Genomic DNA, 16,335 nt, shown 5'->3' with positions numbered 1-16,335 from the left:
TAATTAAAAATAGATGAGTTTAAAGGCAATTCCAGAATCAGAAATAGTCGCAACAGTCATATTCAGTTGTGTGTCTTTTTTATTAATGGGAATTGTTTTGGTATTGTTTTTTTATTTCTCAAGAAAAAAAATCATTCAAAAAGAATTAGAAAAAAAAGATTTAGAGATTCATCTTCAAAAAGAACAATTACATGCTATAATTATTACGCAGGAAGAAGAACGAAAAAGAATTGCTCAAGATTTGCATGACGATATTAGTTCTAAACTTAATATAGTGTCACTGAATACGCATTTGCTTTCGGCGCCAAATTTAACAGAAAGCGAAACTAGAGAAATTACAGAAAATATTATTAATCTTACTGCGAAGGCTTTAGAGAATTCTAGAAAAATTGCACATAATTTGTTGCCTCCGGTTTTTGAAAAATTTGGGCTTAATGCCGGCATCGAAGAATTGTGCGAAGAATTTGAAACAAGTAAAGCTGTAAAAGTTCATTATACCAATAAAATTGATTTTGATGATAATGAAATGGATCGCCAGCTGCATGTTTTTAGAATTCTTCAGGAATTAATGAATAATTCATTGCGTCATGGAAAAGCAAGTGAGATTTGGATTTCTTTTAAAAAAAATAATGGAATTTCAACCTGCGATTATGAGGATAACGGAGTTGGCTTCGACAGTAAAAATGCTGAAAATCAAAAAGGGCTTGGAATGAAAAATATCGACAGCCGAATTTCATTTTTAAACGGAACAATAAAAATTTCTTCAGAATTGAATAAAGGTTTTACAGTAACTTTTACATTTTAAGTTAAAATAAAAGAATAATCTATCTTTCTAGTCAATAAAATGGGCTTTTTCAACTGTTTTTTAATACATATTTTGTAATTTCGACGAGCCAAACGACCAAAAACCGAATAAAAATGAGTGCCGCTATTAAAATTGCTTTAGTTGATGACGAAGTTTTATTTCGAAAAGGGATTTCTTTTTTATTGCAGCGCGAAGATAATATTGAAATTATTTTTGAAGCATCAAACGGAGAAGAACTTCTTTCAAATCTGGAAGAGAATGAAATTAAACCAGATATTATTGTAATGGATCTGAAAATGCCAGTTCTAAATGGTGTTGAGGCCACAAAAATTATTCGAAAATCTTATCCCGAGATAAAAATAATTGCCTTGACAAGTTACGATTCTAAATCATTTATTGCCAATATGATTCAGGTTGGTGCTGTTGCTTATCTTATAAAGAATACAACTCCAAAGGATTTGATTCATACTATTAATGAAGTGGCGCAAAAAGGATTTTATTACAATGAAAATGTTTTAAAGACAATTCAAGAAACTATTGTATCATCAAAAAATTCAAAAGTACATTTAGAAACGAGCTTTCTGTCGCCACGCGAAATAGAAATTCTTCAACTTATATGTCAGCAGAGAACGACTTCAGAAATTGCTGAGCATCTTTTTTTAAGTCCAAGAACTGTAGAAGGTCATCGCAATAATTTATTGCTTAAAACAGAATCAAGAAATATTGCCGGCTTAGTGGTTTACGCTATTCAAAATGAAATTGCTGTTATAACAATTTAATAGTTAACTGGTTAAAAATTGAATAGACAGGACGTAGTAAAAAACAATTGTGACTACAAGTACACAAAGACCTATTTTTTGCATTACGCTTAATCCTTTTGGTTGGTTATTTTCGTTAAATTTCATTGTTTCTCGTTTCATTGATTAATATCTCAATGATTTGGGTTTCCAAATGTAATTAGAAAATAGTTTTGTGAAATACGTGTTTTTACCTGTTTTTGTGTTAAAAGTTTAAATTTCAAATGAAAATTTTTAACGTTTCCATCTCTTATAAAACAAAGATATCTAGTGTGTTTTTTGAGGCTTCCTTTATATCTTTACTAAAATAATTTTCTAATGAAGAAGTGTTTACTTTTTATTTTCATATTGTTGCTTTCATTAAGTGCAAAAGCTTCGTTTATCTTACTTCCGATGGACGAAACAACCCAGCAAAATCACTTAAAAGCGTACGGAATTACATATTGGTGTTTAAGCAAAGATTATAAAGCAAGCTGGCTACTTAATTATCGCGGTGGCTCTTTTTTATTGCCTGATGCAGATGAAATTAGAAAAGAATGCAAAATACGTGGCGTTAGTTTTGAAATACTTTCTGATAGCGAAGAAGCATCAATCTTGAATGAGATTTCAAGTCCTTCTCAAAATATGGAGTCAGTTGTTCTTGAAAAAGCACCAAAAATTGCGGTTTATACGCCAAAAGGAAAACAGCCTTGGGATGATGCTGTAACTTTGGTTTTGACTTATGCTGAAATTCCTTTTACACCAATTTATGATGAAGAAGTTTTGAGTGATCAATTACTCTTATATGATTGGCTGCACTTGCATCATGAAGATTTTACAGGGCAATATGGAAAATTTTATGCAGCTTATAAAAATACACCATGGTACATCGATCAGAAAAAAGATGCTGAAGCTTTGGCAACAAAATTAGGTTATTCTAAAGTATCTCAGGAAAAAGGTGCAGTTGCAAAAAAAATTAGAGATTTTGTTATTGGAGGAGGATTCATGTTTGCTATGTGCTCTGCAACAGACAGTTTTGATATTGCTCTCGCAGCAGATGGAGTAGATATTTGCGAAGCCATGTTTGATGGTGACGCTAGTGATTCTAACTATCAGGCAAAATTAAATTTTGGAAATTCATTTGCGTTTAAAAATTTTACTTTAGAAAGAAGACCAGAACAATATGAATTTTCAGATATTGATATGACTTTGAAAAGAAAAATTCCTGTTGAAAAAGATTATTTTACTTTAATGGAATTTTCTGCAAAGTGGGATCCAATTCCGAGTATGTTGTGCCAAAATCATACTCAGCTAGTCAAAGGTTTTATGGGACAAACTACTTCATTTGATACAGCATTAATAAAATCGAATGTTTTGATAATGGGAACTTGCGAACTCAACGGTGAATCAAGATATATTCATGGTGAAAAAGGAAAAGGAATGTTTACTTTTTTTGGAGGCCATGATCCTGAAGATTTTCAGCATCAGGTTGGAGATCCGCCAACGGTTCTCGATTTACACCCAAATTCGCCAGGTTACAGATTAATTCTTAACAACGTTTTGTTTCCTGCAGCAAAAAAGAAAAAACTTAAAACATAATTTAATTCAATGAAAATTCAAACCAAATAGGAATATGATCTGATATTTTTCGGGCTTCCTGCAGAGAATTGAATTTTTTATAAAATGAAACTACCCCAGAATTAATATAATTTACTGTATTTGATTTGAAAAACATATTGTCAAATTCTGATGCGACACAGATATTATCTTTGCATTTTTGTTTCAAAGATGTTTTTTGATTTTGTAAAACAGGAGCGTAGCCCATTTTCTTTAAAGGATTAAAAACAGTATGTGATTGAGGACAATTAAAATCTCCCATAAAAATCAAATTTAAGCTGGGATATTCTGCTGGTAAAAATTTGAAATATTTGATTTCGGTTTCAGGCTGTCTGTTTTTCGTTATAGCATGAAAATTAGCGAGTGTAAATGTTTTTTTGCCACTTTCAAAAGTAGCAAAATAAGGTTCTCTGTCAATTTCTAAACCGTATTTTTTCTCGAGCCAGGGCTTTCCTTTCAGTTTGACTTTACTCTTTTTCCAAATAAAAGCATAACGTTCTGTTTTATAACTGCTGCTGCTTGTCGGATCACTTATCACATAATCCCAGTTTGTACCTTTTTCATTTAATAGTACAGCAAGTTTTGCTACAGCTTTAGCACCGCCATAACCGGCAACAACTTCCTGAATAGCAACAATGTCATACTCAAGAAGAGTAGAGGTAATAAAATTTAATTCAGATTCAGATTTTGATTTTCCAAAATTTTCTATGTTCCAAGATAAAATCTTAGTTTGAGAAAAAGAAAAGAGCGTAAGAAATAACAGAACAAGGCTAAGACTATTTTTCATGCAGTATTAAAAAATCAAATATAAGCATTTCAAAATTTTACAATAATAGTCTTAGTGTTTTTTATATCTGTTTTTTAAGGCAGTTCCAATAATAATAATTTGAAGTACTAATAAAGCTGGAATGAAAACTAATTTCCAATCAACTTCAAACCATCCTGTTCTATCTGACACGAAGGCAAAACTTATTGATAAAAAGATACAAAGCAGCATTGTTTTCATAACAATTTTATTATTGGTTGTATTAATTTTTAAGATCAATCTCTCAGAAAAATTTTTCTCTAAATTAATTTTATTATTCGGTTTCATGGTTGGTTAATCGATTACTCAAACTTAAATCTATATAAAATCATTTCCTTACGGAAACCCGTAAAAGGCATTAATTTTTACACTAAACCAAAGTCCTTTGCAATTGCAATTAAATGCACATTGTTATTTGCTTTAAAATATATTTTCAATTTGTTGATTCTCTTTTCAATACTGCTGGTTCCGTTTGGAGTGATAGCAGAAGACTTAAATTCGTTAGAGATATTCTCTAGAATGTAACCCTGAGCCAAAAGTTTTAATATAGAAATATCATAGGATTCAATTTCAATTAAAGCTTTATCATTAAAACTAAACGATAAATCCGATGATATTATTTTTTCTTCATTTCTAAAAGTTCCTTCGATTGCTTTTCTAAGTTCCTCCATGCTGTTTCTTCCTTTAGAAACATAGGCATTTACTCCTAAATCATTAAAAAGAGTCTTTACTCTATATGATTTGTCTTCAATCGAAAAAACTATTTTTTTTAGTTTTGGCTGTACTTCATTGATTGCTTCGATAAGCTCATCGCCACAAGTAAGAGTTGTTTTGCGATGATCTGATTTAAATGATAAATCAGTTATTAGTAAATCATAAGGTTCTTTTTCAACCAGCGCTTTTTTAACTTTTAAAAGACCGTCATCACAGTATTTTACATGATGAATGGTTGGTACTTTTAAGTCTTCAAGTACTTGAACCACTGCTATGCTAATACTATCTAAATCTTCGGCAACTAAAACTTTTTTAAACATATTATTATTTTATAAAGGAAAAGTGAAACTGAATTTAAAACCTATTTCAGAATTATTGTCAAAAATAATAGTTCCATTTATAGTTTTAATACGGTTTTCCACATTTGACAGTCCATTTTTCAAAATTAAAGTCTTATTCCCTATTCCAACGCCGTTATCGCTGTATGTTACAGAAATATTTTTATCAATAATTTTAAATGTTATACTGACAAGAGTCGCTTTACTGTGTTTTTTCATGTTCAGAAAAAGCTCTTGAAGTATTCTAAAGATTATTATTTTTTTGTTTTCATTAATTTTATTCCACTGAATTGTATCAAAACCATTAATTAAAATGTTTAAATCTGCAGTTTTAAAACCTGAAATCATTTCTTTTAGGATAAAAGGAAAATCCTTATCAGTTTTAATGATACTGTTTTCTTTCGAGATATTTCTTGTTTTGGCATAAATATTATCAAGACTTTTTAGAAAATGTTCTTTATTTTCTCCTGTTTCAAGATCTTTATTTTGTGCAAAACTTATAGTTTGAAAAACATCTTTAGCGAGTTCATCGTGCAGTTTTCTTGATATCCGAAATTCACTTTTTAAAATTGCCTCTTTTTTTTCTTTTTTACTTTTTGAGGATAAATAAAAAATCAGAAATAAAATTGCTCCAATAACAACAGCCAGAATAGCATATAAAATTATAGTACGATTTTTTTGTCTTTCTATTTGAAGATTATTTTCAGCTTTCTGAATTTTGAGATGTAAATTTTCAGCTTTGTCTATGCTAGCATCATATTTAATTCTAGAAAATTGATTTCTAGCTTTTTGTCTGCCTTTAGTAATACTGTCAATAAGTTTGATATAATCTAAAGAATATTTTTTCAGATTATTTCCGTTATAGCTTTTAATTAATTGTGCCAGACTATTCGCTTTATTGGCGGCTGAATTTACTTTACAAGCATTCATGTAAGACTTTTTAGCATACATTTCTGCCAGTGTAGAATTCCTGTTTTGATAATACATCGAAAGAAACTTATAGGTAGCTATACTGCTATAGTCATCTTTTTGTTCAAGCTTTATCTCTAAACTTTTCCTTAAGTAATCTACTGCTTTGGGGTTTCCAAGTTTAAAATAACAGAATCCTAAATTGTCTAGTATTAAGGAATACTGATACTCCGTTTGCAAAGGTTTTGTCTTATGTTTAATTTTTTTTACCGCTAATGGATATAACAAATCGACAGCTTCTTTATATTTTTTTTGTTCAATGTAAACTACTGCTATATCATTTAATATTATTGACTTTTTGAAAAGATCATCAGCAAATTTTAATGCTTTTCTGTGATATAAAATGGCACTCCTATAATCATAATTATTATAGTAATTATAAGCCATGAGCGTATATACATATCGGGCATATTTTGGTTCTTTTATTTTTTTTAAATGAGGAAGAGTTTTTGTAAGTGTTGCTTCGGCAGCTATAAGATCACTGTTATTTTGCTGAATATTAGCAATTGATGCAACAATAAACACGTATTCTTCATGATTTATTTTTGGATCACAAAGGATCAGTGCTTTGTTATAATAAAATAATGCACTATCATATTCACTTTTATCAAATTGAATATCTCCTTTGTCAAAAAGTATTTTAATTGCGGCAGTATTATCTTTTGCCTTCTCTTTTAATGGCGCTTCTGTTTTGTATAACTGTTTTAAAAATAAAATGCTAACAAGCAGCATGCTTAAAATAACTAAAAAAGATTTTAAGACCACTTTATTTTTAAATGCGCTATAAAGGTTTTTCATTTACAGAGGAAAATTAAAAGAAACTTTAAAACCCCTGTCTGGAGCTGAATCTATCTTAATGTCACCTTTTATGTTATGAATTCTAGATTCAATATTGTGGAGTCCGCTCTTAAATGAAATTGTGTCTATGTTAGTACCAGTTCCATTATCATTATAAATAACAGTAATGTTTTTGTGCATTTTTTTTAAGTTTATACCAACTAATGATGCATTGCTGTGTGTTTTCATGTTTGTCAGCAATTCCTGAAGTACCCTATAAAGGGTTATTTTTTTGTTTTTATCTACTTCATTCCAGTCAATGGTACCAAAACCATTCAATAAAATATTCAAATCTTGAGTTTTAAATCCTGAAATCATTTCTTTCAATACAAGATCGTAACTTTTATCTGTTTTGATTGTACTGTTCTCTTTTGAAATTTTTCTTGTTTTTGAGTATAAAAGGTCTAAATTATTCAGGAGTTTTTCTTTGTTTTCTTCTAATTCCAAATTCCTGCTTTCAGCAAAAACTAATGTTTGGTAGACATTATTGGCAAGTTCATCGTGTAATTTTTTTGAAATTCTAATTTCACTTGTGTAAATAGCATCATTTTTTTCTTTTTTTCCTTTAGAGGTTAAATGAAAAAAGAGATAAAGCAACAGTGTGCCGGTAAATAAAATGATAATATAAGAAATTTTAGTTCTATTATTTTGCCTTTCTATTTGAAGTACATTTTCAATTTTTTGAGTTTTAAGAAATAAATTTTCAGCCTTATCTAAATCAGAATCGTATTTAATTCTCGCAAATTGATTTTTAGCCTTTTCTCGGGCAACAGTAAAACTGTCAGCAAGTTTAATAAAGTCTAACGAATATTTTTTTAGTTCATCTCCTTCACTTTTTTGTATCAGCATAGCCAAACCATTTGCTTTATAAATTGCTGAATTTGCTTTACACGCACTGCTATATGCTTTTCCGGCATACATTTTCGACAAGTTTGCGTCAGTTTTCGAGTAATAAGTTGAAAGTGTATTGTAAGTCCCTATTAAACCGTGGTTATCATTTTGTTCTAGTTTTATTTTCAAGCTTTTATTCAGACAATCTAACGCTTTAGGATTTCCAATTTTATAATAGCAATATCCTAGATTGTCCAGTAAAAGAGAATAATTAAAGTCGGTTTTATTTTGATCGCTTTCGTGTTTGATTTTTTTTGCAACCAATGGTATTAATAATTCAGCAGCTTCCTTATATTTCTCTTGTGTTAGATAAACCAGTACAATGTCGTTTAAGATAACAGACTTTTTAAACGGTGTTTTAGCTAATTTTAAAGCTTTTAGATGGTATGATATGGCACTTTTATAATCAAAGCTATAGTAATAATTGTATGCTATTAAAGTATAAACATTGTAAGTGAATTTTGGATTTTTGAGGTATTTTAAATAAGGCAGCGTTTTGGTTAGACTTTCCTCTGATGCAATATAATCACTGCTGTTTTGTTGGATGTTTGCCATACAAGTTAGTGCAAATACATAGTCCTCTGCATGATCTTTTTTGGGTTCACAAAGAGATATGGCTTTATTAAAATAAAGATATGCACTATCATTTTTTACTCTGTCAAAAAAATAATTGCCTTTTTCAATCAGCTTTTTAATCTCGGCTGAGTGGTTTTGTTTGATAAGTTTCTTTTCTGTTTTTCTTTCACAAGATTGTACAAAAAACAAACTACCAATAATAAAGTAAATGATGTTTATGCGAAGCCGATTTTTAAAATGGTTTTTATAAGAAATTAAAGTCTTTTTCATTATTTATAAGGGAATTTAAAAAAGACTTTAAAGCCTTTGTCTGGAGCAGAATCAATATCTATTTCGCCTTTTATACTTAAAATCCTGCTTTCAACATTATGTAATCCATTTTTAAATGCCATTTTAGTAACATCGACACCTTTTCCGTTATCTGTATAATTTACAATGATACTTTTATCTGTAACTTTAAAACTAATTTCGATTAAAGTGGCATTGCTGTGTTTTTTCATATTTACAAGCAATTCTTGAAGCACTCTATAAACAGCAATCTTTTTATTTCTTTGAATATTATTCCAAGGAACTGAATCTACGCCATTCAAAATAAGATCAATATTTGGGGTATTAAACCTCGATATCATTTCTTTTAAATAAAAAGGGTAGTTCTCATTAGTTATTATCGGGCTGTTTTCCTTAGAAATGTCTCTAGTTCGAGAATAAATGGCATCTAAATTATTTAATAATTGCGTCTTGTTTTCTTCAATTGAAAGATTTCTGTTTTCAGCAAAGGCCATTGTATGATAAATATCGTTTGCAAGTTCATCATGTAATTTTTTTGATATTCTTGTTTCACTTTTGTAGGTAGCTTCGATTTTGTCTTTATTTCCCTTAGAAGTCAAATAGAAGTAAAGTACCAAAATTAGACTTAGGCTTAACATAATTATGATATAAGAGTAGATATTTCTGTTTTTTTGTCTTTCTATTTGAAGTTCATTTTGTGCCTTTTGTACTCGCAATTTCAGATTTTCATTCTTTTCTTTTTTTGAATCATATTTAATTCTCGCATATTCATTTTTAGCTCTTTGTCTGGCCTCAAAAATACTGTCAACGAGTCCAATATATAGTATCGAATTTTTTTTCAATTCGGCATCATTGCTATTTTTGATTATTAATTCTAATGCATTAAGCCGATCGTCTATACAGTTTGCTTTTGTATATTTCTCATAGCTTATCTGAGCATATTTTTTAGCGAGTTCAGGATTGCTCTTATCATGAAATTTTGATAAATGCATATAACTCATGCCTAAGCCTAAATTACTATCTAACTTTAATCTAATTTCTAAACCTTTATGCAGAAAATCTACTGCCAGAGGATTCTCAACTAATGTATAACAAGAACCCAAATTATCTAATACTTTAGAAAAAAGCAACGGATTGTTCTTAATCTCTTTTTCATTTAAGAGCGTTTCAAATATTTGTATGGCTTTATTGTATTTTTTTTGTTCGCGATAAACCAGAGCAATATTGTTTTTCATTGCTATTTTTCGCTTTTTATCAGTTTTTAATTGATAGGCTTTCTGATAATAAAGAATAGAGTTTTCAAAGTTATAAATGCAGAAATAATCTATACCTAATACTCTGTATATTCTCCAGGTATAATCTGTTTCATTAGCATTATTTAAATATTTAAGAGCTTCTTTTGCTGTTGTTTCACTCCCAATGTAATCGCCATTTTCTTGTTGAATTTCAGCCATTTTCAAAAGAGAATATGTAATTTTTTTGAAATCCGCTTTTGGATCTGCAACCGATTTTGCTTTATTAAAATAGAAAAAGGCGCTGTCAGTTTTATTAGTGGCTTTATATTTATCAGCTATCAAAACAAGTTTTGAAACTTCTTGAGAAGCATTTGGTTTTGGAGTAATGATTGTCTTTTTTTGGCAGGAAAAAAGAACAAGAAAAATTAAATAAATATATAAGGATATTTGTTTGCTTTTTGGTATCATGCGCCAAAAATAAAGAATTTTTTTTCTTATGAAAGCGTATAAATACGGTATTTTTAAAAATCTAAAAAATTGTAATTATCTGATTCTCATTTACAAGCAAATACAAACAAACCCTCAGTCGTGAGGGTTTGTCTTTGTTGAAAAGTTGTAAAAATTATCTTTATAAAATTATACAGCACGCATTACAGTAGTAATTGCCATTCTGTTCCATGCGTTTATTGTAATGATCGCTAAAAGGATTTCAGCAAGGTATTTTTCATCAAATAAATTGGCAGCATTTTGGTAAACTTCATCAGAAACATGATTACTGATTAAAGTTACTTGTTCAGTAAGAGCAAGAATTGCTTTTTCTTCTTCAGAATAAACATCCGCTTCACGCCAAGCACTAAGTAAGTAGATACGCTGCTCTGATATGCCATGCTTTCTTGCATCTGCTGTATGCATATTAATACAAAAGGCACAGCCATTTATTTGTGATGCACGAATTTTGATTAATTCTTTATGAATGGGTGTCAGTGAAGTAGTAGAAATATATTTTTCTAAATTCATTAATGCTTGATAAGCTTCTGGTGCAACTGTTGGCAGAGTGATTCTTGTTTTCATTTTATGTATTTTTAAAAGTTTGATACAAAGGTCAGAGATATCTCCTTTTAAAAACTTGAACTACTTCAAGAAATGAAATCAGACCTTTCCAGCTCTAATTTTGCTCATGAACTCTGCAGAAAAATCTAAATAGGAGGCAAGCATGTATTGAGGAACTCGTTGAACAAATTTTGGATTCAAATTGTTAAAATGATGATACCTTTCCTCTGCAGACATTGTAAATAAGAATTTAATGCGCATTTGCGCTGCACCAAACGATTTTTGGGATACGATTCTGAAGTAACGTTCTAATTGTGGCATTTGAATTAAAATTGATTCTAAAACTGATTTCTCAATTGCTATAACACTTGTATTCTCTACTGCTTGAATATAAAAATGTGAGGGTATGTGATTATGATAACTCAGATAATCTGTTATCCACCAATTCTCGATGCCAAATTGAAGTGTTTGCTCAGCACCTCGTGAATTGATTATATATTGTCGCATACATCCTTTGACTATAAAATACATCGTATTGCAAACCTGGCCTTCTTTTAAAACATGTTCTTTCTTTTTTATTTGAGAAAGATTCAAACATGATTCTAGAATATCAATATCTGAAGGCTCTAAGGTTGTAAACTTTTGGATATGTTGAAAAAGCGAGTCGTACATATAGAGGTTTTAGTTATTACAAAAGTACTTCTAAATTTAATACATTGCAGATGTAGTTTTGTAAACTCGTATAAAGCAAAAAACCATTCCGTTTAATCGGAATGGTTTTTCTATGATAAGTAAGTAATCTAAATTGAGTTTATAAAACGTTTATTTTACTTTATTAAGTATTGCTTTGAAAGCTTCAGGGTGGTTCATCGCTAAATCTGCAAGAACTTTACGGTTCAATTCGATTCCGTTAGCTTTTACTTTCCCCATGAATTGAGAATAAGACATTCCTTCCAATCTAGCTCCAGCGTTGATACGTTGAATCCATAATGCACGGAAATTTCTTTTGTTTTGTTTTCTATCGCGGTAAGCGTAGCACATTGCTTTCTCTACTGCATTCTTAGCAACTGTCCAAACGTTTTTACGTCTACCAAAGAAACCTTTGGCTTGCTTCATTATTTTTTTTCTTCTTGCTCTTTTAGCAACTGAATTTACCGATCTTGGCATAATTTTAATGTGTTTTTGTAGCAGGCGTCCTGAATTAAATCAAAGGAACTTAAAAGCCATACTCCAAGGTTATATAAATAATTTTTTAACCTAAAGAAAATCTTTAGTCAAAGGTTTAAAAGTCAAATGTCAAAAGTTTAAACTTGCAACTTTAAGACTTTACAACTTAGACTTATATTAGATAATTCTTAATTGTTGTTTGATGCTTTTCATATCTGTAGAGTGAACTAGCGCTGAGTGTGTCAAAGCTAATTTACGTTTTTTAGATTTTTTAGTCAAGATGTGACTTTTAAAAGCATGCTTTCTTTTAATCTTTCCAGAACCAGTAACTTTGAAACGTTTCTTGGCGCTAGATTTTGTTTTCATTTTAGGCATTTTTCCTAGTGTTTTAATTTATTCTTACTTACTTATATCTTGGTCTGAAAGTTTAAAAGTTAAAGTCAAAAGTCAGATTATGACTTTCGACTTTAAGACTTTCTACTTTAAGACTTATTTTTTCTTCTTAGGAGCAATGAACATAATCATTCTCTTACCTTCTAAAACTGGCATAGCTTCCACTTTACCATGTTCTTCTAAATCTGTAGCCAAACGTAATAATAAAATCTGCCCTTGATCTTTATAGATGATTGAACGTCCTTTAAAGAATACAAATGCTTTTAATTTAGCTCCTTCTTTTAAGAACTTCTCAGCATTCTTTCTTTTAAATTCATAATCATGCTCATCTGTCTGAGGACCAAAACGAATTTCTTTTACTACAACTTGCGTAGACTTAGCTTTTAACACCTTATCACGTTTCTTTTGTTCGTAAACGAATTTTTTATAATCCATTATTTTACAAACCGGTGGCTCAGCGTTTGGCGAAATTTCAACTAAATCCAATTCAAATTGATCTGCTAAACGTAAAGCTTCTGCAAGCTTAAATACACCTGGTTCGATGTTCTCGCCTACTAGTCTTACTTCTTGTACACCACGAATATTATTGTTTATTCTGTGTGCATCTTTTTTTTCTACTCGAGGTTGATAACCTCTGTTGCTTCTTATTGCTATGACTTTATAATTTAAGTTAAACTGTAAAAACTTTTAATGTCTTTTTTATTTCTTCGTTTACAATAGCGACAAATTCATCAATTGTAACTGTAATATTCCCTTTTCCTTCTTGCCCGTGACGACGGATCGAAATAGTTCCGTTTTTCTCCTCTTCCTCACCTACAATAAGCATAAACGGTATTTTTTGCATTTCAGCATCTCTAATTTTCTTACCAATAGTCTCGCTTCGGTTGTCAATTAGGGCGCGAATTTCGTGATTTTCTAGCAAATCTAAAACTTTTTTAGCATATATTTCGTATTTCTCGCTCAAAGACAAGATTATAGCTTGTTCCGGCATTAGCCAAAGTGGGAAATTTCCCGCAGTATGCTCTAGTAAAATTGCGATAAAACGTTCCATAGATCCAAAAGGAGCTCTGTGAATCATAACAGGGCGATGTAATTCATTATCAGCACCTTTGTAAGTCAATTCAAAACGCTCAGGAAGGTTATAATCAACCTGAATAGTTCCTAATTGCCATTGTCTTCCTAAAGCATCTTTAACCATAAAGTCAAGCTTCGGACCATAAAAAGCAGCCTCGCCATATTCTACAACAGTATTCAGTCCTTTGTCAGCTGCAGCATTGATAATCGCATTTTCAGCTTTTTCCCAGTTTTCGTCTGAACCAATATACTTCTCTCTGTTTTCTTGATCTCTCAATGAAATCTGAGCAGTAAAGTTTTCAAAGCCTAACGAACCAAATACATAAAGTACAAGGTCAATTACTTTTTTGAATTCTTCATCTAATTGCTCCGGAGTACAAAAAATATGCGCATCATCCTGAGTAAACCCTCTAACGCGAGTTAAACCGTGTAACTCGCCAGATTGCTCATATCTATATACCGTACCAAATTCAGCATAACGTTTTGGTAAATCTTTATATGACCAAGGTCTTACATTATAAATTTCACAGTGGTGAGGACAGTTCATCGGTTTCAATAAAAACTCTTCGCCTTCAGCAGGAGTATTTATTGGCTGAAAACTATCAGCACCATATTTTGCATAGTGACCAGAAGTTACATAAAGTTCTTTCTGTCCAATATGTGGAGTTACTACTTGCTCGTAACCGGCTTTCTTCTGAGCTTTCTTTAAAAATTGCTCCAAACGATCTCTAAGTGCAGCACCTTTAGGTAACCATAAAGGTAAACCTTGTCCAACTTTTTGAGAAAAAGCAAACAATTCAAGTTCCTTGCCTAATTTACGGTGATCACGACGTTTAGCTTCTTCAAGTAGTTCAAGATATTCAGTTAAATCCTTTTGCTTAGGGAAAGAAGTTCCGTAAACACGAGTCAATTGCTTGTTTTTTTCATCACCTCTCCAGTAAGCACCCGCAACACTCATGATTTTAAAAGCTTTGATGATTCCGGTATTCGGAATATGTCCACCGCGGCATAAATCAGTAAAAGTTGCATGATCACAAAATGTAATAGTACCATCTTCAAGATTCGAAATCAATTCAGTCTTGTAAACGTTATCTTTATACATTGCCAAAGCGTCAGCTTTACTAACCGGACGCATCTTAAACTCATGCTTTTCTCTTGAAATTTCAAGAACACGATCTTCAATCTTTTTAAAGTCAGCTTCAACAATTTTCTGATCTTCAAAATCAACATCATAATAGAATCCATTAGAAATTGCAGGTCCAAGAGTTAACTTAATTCCAGGATACAATTCTTCAAGAGCTTGCGCCATTACGTGCGAAGTCGAATGCCAGAAAGCTTTTTTACCTTCTGCATCATTCCAAGTATATAAAATAAGACTACCGTCGGTCGTCAATGGAGTTTCGGTTTCTATTGTTGTACCATTAAAAGAAGCAGAAATCACATTTCTTGCAAATCCTTCACTAATGCTTTTAGCAACCTCCATCGGAGTTACGCCCGAAGCAAACTCTCTAATTGACCCATCGGGTAAAGTAATCTTAATCATTGTTTATAATTTTGTGAATGCAAATATAAAGCATTACAAAAACACATACAATATATATGTACATGTTTATACGATAATATATAAGAGTATATTTAATAATTCTCTCCATCGTCATTTCCAGGTACTATATAATAAAGGTATATCGGCAATTCAATCATTGAGTTTTTAGAATATATAACATCTTATTCTCTCTTATGTATAAGTACAATTTAACGATACTATATAGGGACAAGTTTCTACTATAATATATAAGAGTGATTTCTTCGCGAACGAACCCGATAGGTTTTCAAAACCTTTCGGGTTTACTGCATAAAGTATATAAGATCATTTTTTGTCCAGTTGAGCGAAGTCGAAGCCTTAAGAGTTTGGGATTTAAAAAAATGGAATTTAAATTAAGAATTAGGAGCTATTTCCTGTTATCCGTTCCAATCTTTTGTGCCGGTCCCGAAGCTTCGGGACCGGCACAAAAGGATTTCCTTCCGAATCGTCGGGAGGACTATCGGGGCTAGGGCAGAGGTTTTCATAACGAGTGAGAGGGAATAAAGAGAAAAACTTAGCGACTCTGAACCTTTGTGCGATTGAAACGCCACAAAAGCTTTTAGGACTATGTTTTACAATCTAAATCCTTGAAAAATGTACAAACTTGATAAAATTGCCATACTAAAAAGGTCTTGAAATGCCAAAAACACAGTAAGTCGAGGAAAAAACTCACAATGTATCAAAAAAGGTTAAAATGTAAAGATGACGTTATCAGAGTGTTAAGAAAAGTTTTGAAAAAACAGGAAAAATATATAATAAAAAGGCTTGCAGATGTAAATAAAGGTGGTACTTTTGCACCCGCAACAACGACAGACGTTCACCGAAATACTGACAAGTTATTTAAACTAAACGAAAAAATATTTTCAAAAAAAGTTAAAAAAAGCTTGCGAGATTTGAAAACAGATGTTACATTTGCACCCCGCAAAACACGGAAAGTTCATTGACAGACTGGCAGACAAGGAGAAGAAAAAGGGAATAAAAATTTCTGAAAAAAAACTTCAAAAAACATTTGCCGGTTAGAAATAAGTTTTCTACTTTTGCACCCGCTTTGAGACACAGGCGAAACAAGATTGAAACACGTTCGTAGACATATTGAATTGACAGCCGCTTTAACAGAGATGTTAGAGCAAAAGAATAAGAGTAATAGAATCGAGAGATTCGAAAAGAACCGATAGAGAAAACGTCGCATAATAATTAGTTCTGATTTATTTAGAACAA

15 protein-coding genes are annotated in these 16,335 nt (G+C 31.0%); 3 read left to right on the top strand and 12 right to left on the bottom strand.

Annotated elements, in window-relative coordinates; translation table 11 throughout:
- Positions 1 to 13: 13 nt before the first annotated feature.
- The 3 genes from IRZ83_RS09415 to IRZ83_RS09405 all read left to right on the top strand — a co-directional run bounded on the left by IRZ83_RS09415 (position 14) and on the right by IRZ83_RS09405 (position 3,180).
- Positions 14 to 805 carry a sensor histidine kinase gene (locus tag IRZ83_RS09415; protein WP_194568315.1) on the top strand — a complete coding sequence of 264 codons (792 nt, stop codon included), beginning with the start codon at positions 14 to 16 and terminating at the stop codon, positions 803 to 805.
- Between the two features lie 113 nt (positions 806 to 918).
- Positions 919 to 1,584, top strand: a complete 666-nt coding sequence (locus IRZ83_RS09410; RefSeq protein ID WP_194568314.1) for a response regulator transcription factor — start codon at positions 919 to 921, stop codon at positions 1,582 to 1,584.
- Positions 1,585 to 1,920: 336 nt separating this feature from the next.
- Entirely contained in the window at positions 1,921 to 3,180 is a 1,260-nt protein-coding gene (locus IRZ83_RS09405) for an asparagine synthetase B (protein WP_194568313.1), read from the top strand.
- A 1-nt stretch (position 3,181) separates the two neighbouring features.
- Here the strand turns inward: IRZ83_RS09405 and IRZ83_RS09400 are convergent, their stop codons facing one another.
- The 12 genes from IRZ83_RS09400 to thrS form a co-directional block, all read right to left on the bottom strand.
- Positions 3,182 to 3,985: an endonuclease/exonuclease/phosphatase family protein gene (locus IRZ83_RS09400; RefSeq protein WP_194568312.1), complete on the bottom strand. Its 804-nt coding sequence runs from the start codon at positions 3,983 to 3,985 to the stop codon at positions 3,182 to 3,184.
- Between the two features lie 51 nt (positions 3,986 to 4,036).
- On the bottom strand, positions 4,037 to 4,291 hold the full coding sequence (locus IRZ83_RS09395; RefSeq protein ID WP_029272383.1) for a hypothetical protein: 255 nt from the start codon (positions 4,289 to 4,291) through the stop codon (positions 4,037 to 4,039).
- A gap of 77 nt (positions 4,292 to 4,368) precedes the next feature.
- Positions 4,369 to 5,037 (bottom strand): response regulator transcription factor, encoded by a 669-nt coding sequence (locus tag IRZ83_RS09390; RefSeq protein WP_029272384.1) that lies wholly within the window; start codon positions 5,035 to 5,037, stop codon positions 4,369 to 4,371.
- Positions 5,038 to 5,046: 9 nt separating this feature from the next.
- Positions 5,047 to 6,822, bottom strand: a complete 1,776-nt coding sequence (locus IRZ83_RS09385; protein WP_194568311.1) for a tetratricopeptide repeat-containing sensor histidine kinase — start codon at positions 6,820 to 6,822, stop codon at positions 5,047 to 5,049.
- Positions 6,823 to 8,307 (bottom strand): tetratricopeptide repeat-containing sensor histidine kinase, encoded by a 1,485-nt coding sequence (locus IRZ83_RS09380; RefSeq protein WP_194568310.1) that lies wholly within the window; start codon positions 8,305 to 8,307, stop codon positions 6,823 to 6,825.
- A 290-nt stretch (positions 8,308 to 8,597) separates the two neighbouring features.
- Positions 8,598 to 10,319 (bottom strand): tetratricopeptide repeat-containing sensor histidine kinase, encoded by a 1,722-nt coding sequence (locus tag IRZ83_RS09375; RefSeq protein ID WP_194568309.1) that lies wholly within the window; start codon positions 10,317 to 10,319, stop codon positions 8,598 to 8,600.
- Positions 10,320 to 10,487: 168 nt separating this feature from the next.
- Positions 10,488 to 10,922: a carboxymuconolactone decarboxylase family protein gene (locus IRZ83_RS09370; protein WP_194568308.1), complete on the bottom strand. Its 435-nt coding sequence runs from the start codon at positions 10,920 to 10,922 to the stop codon at positions 10,488 to 10,490.
- A 78-nt stretch (positions 10,923 to 11,000) separates the two neighbouring features.
- Entirely contained in the window at positions 11,001 to 11,573 is a 573-nt protein-coding gene (locus IRZ83_RS09365) for a Crp/Fnr family transcriptional regulator (protein WP_194568306.1), read from the bottom strand.
- A gap of 150 nt (positions 11,574 to 11,723) precedes the next feature.
- Entirely contained in the window at positions 11,724 to 12,068 is a 345-nt protein-coding gene (gene rplT / locus IRZ83_RS09360) for a 50S ribosomal protein L20 (protein WP_007810721.1), read from the bottom strand.
- Between the two features lie 177 nt (positions 12,069 to 12,245).
- Complete coding sequence (gene rpmI / locus IRZ83_RS09355) at positions 12,246 to 12,443, bottom strand: 50S ribosomal protein L35 (RefSeq protein ID WP_007810722.1); 198 nt, start codon at positions 12,441 to 12,443, stop codon at positions 12,246 to 12,248.
- A gap of 114 nt (positions 12,444 to 12,557) precedes the next feature.
- Positions 12,558 to 13,109, bottom strand: a complete 552-nt coding sequence (gene infC / locus IRZ83_RS09350; protein WP_072974136.1) for a translation initiation factor IF-3 — start codon at positions 13,107 to 13,109, stop codon at positions 12,558 to 12,560.
- A 22-nt stretch (positions 13,110 to 13,131) separates the two neighbouring features.
- Positions 13,132 to 15,078 (bottom strand): threonine--tRNA ligase, encoded by a 1,947-nt coding sequence (thrS, locus tag IRZ83_RS09345; protein WP_154339335.1) that lies wholly within the window; start codon positions 15,076 to 15,078, stop codon positions 13,132 to 13,134.
- Between the last annotated feature and the right edge of the window lie 1,257 nt (positions 15,079 to 16,335).

Source organism: Flavobacterium sp. JLP (assembly GCF_015350755.1).
Lineage (GTDB): Bacteria > Bacteroidota > Bacteroidia > Flavobacteriales > Flavobacteriaceae > Flavobacterium.
This window is presented reverse-complemented; position numbering and strand designations above follow the sequence as displayed.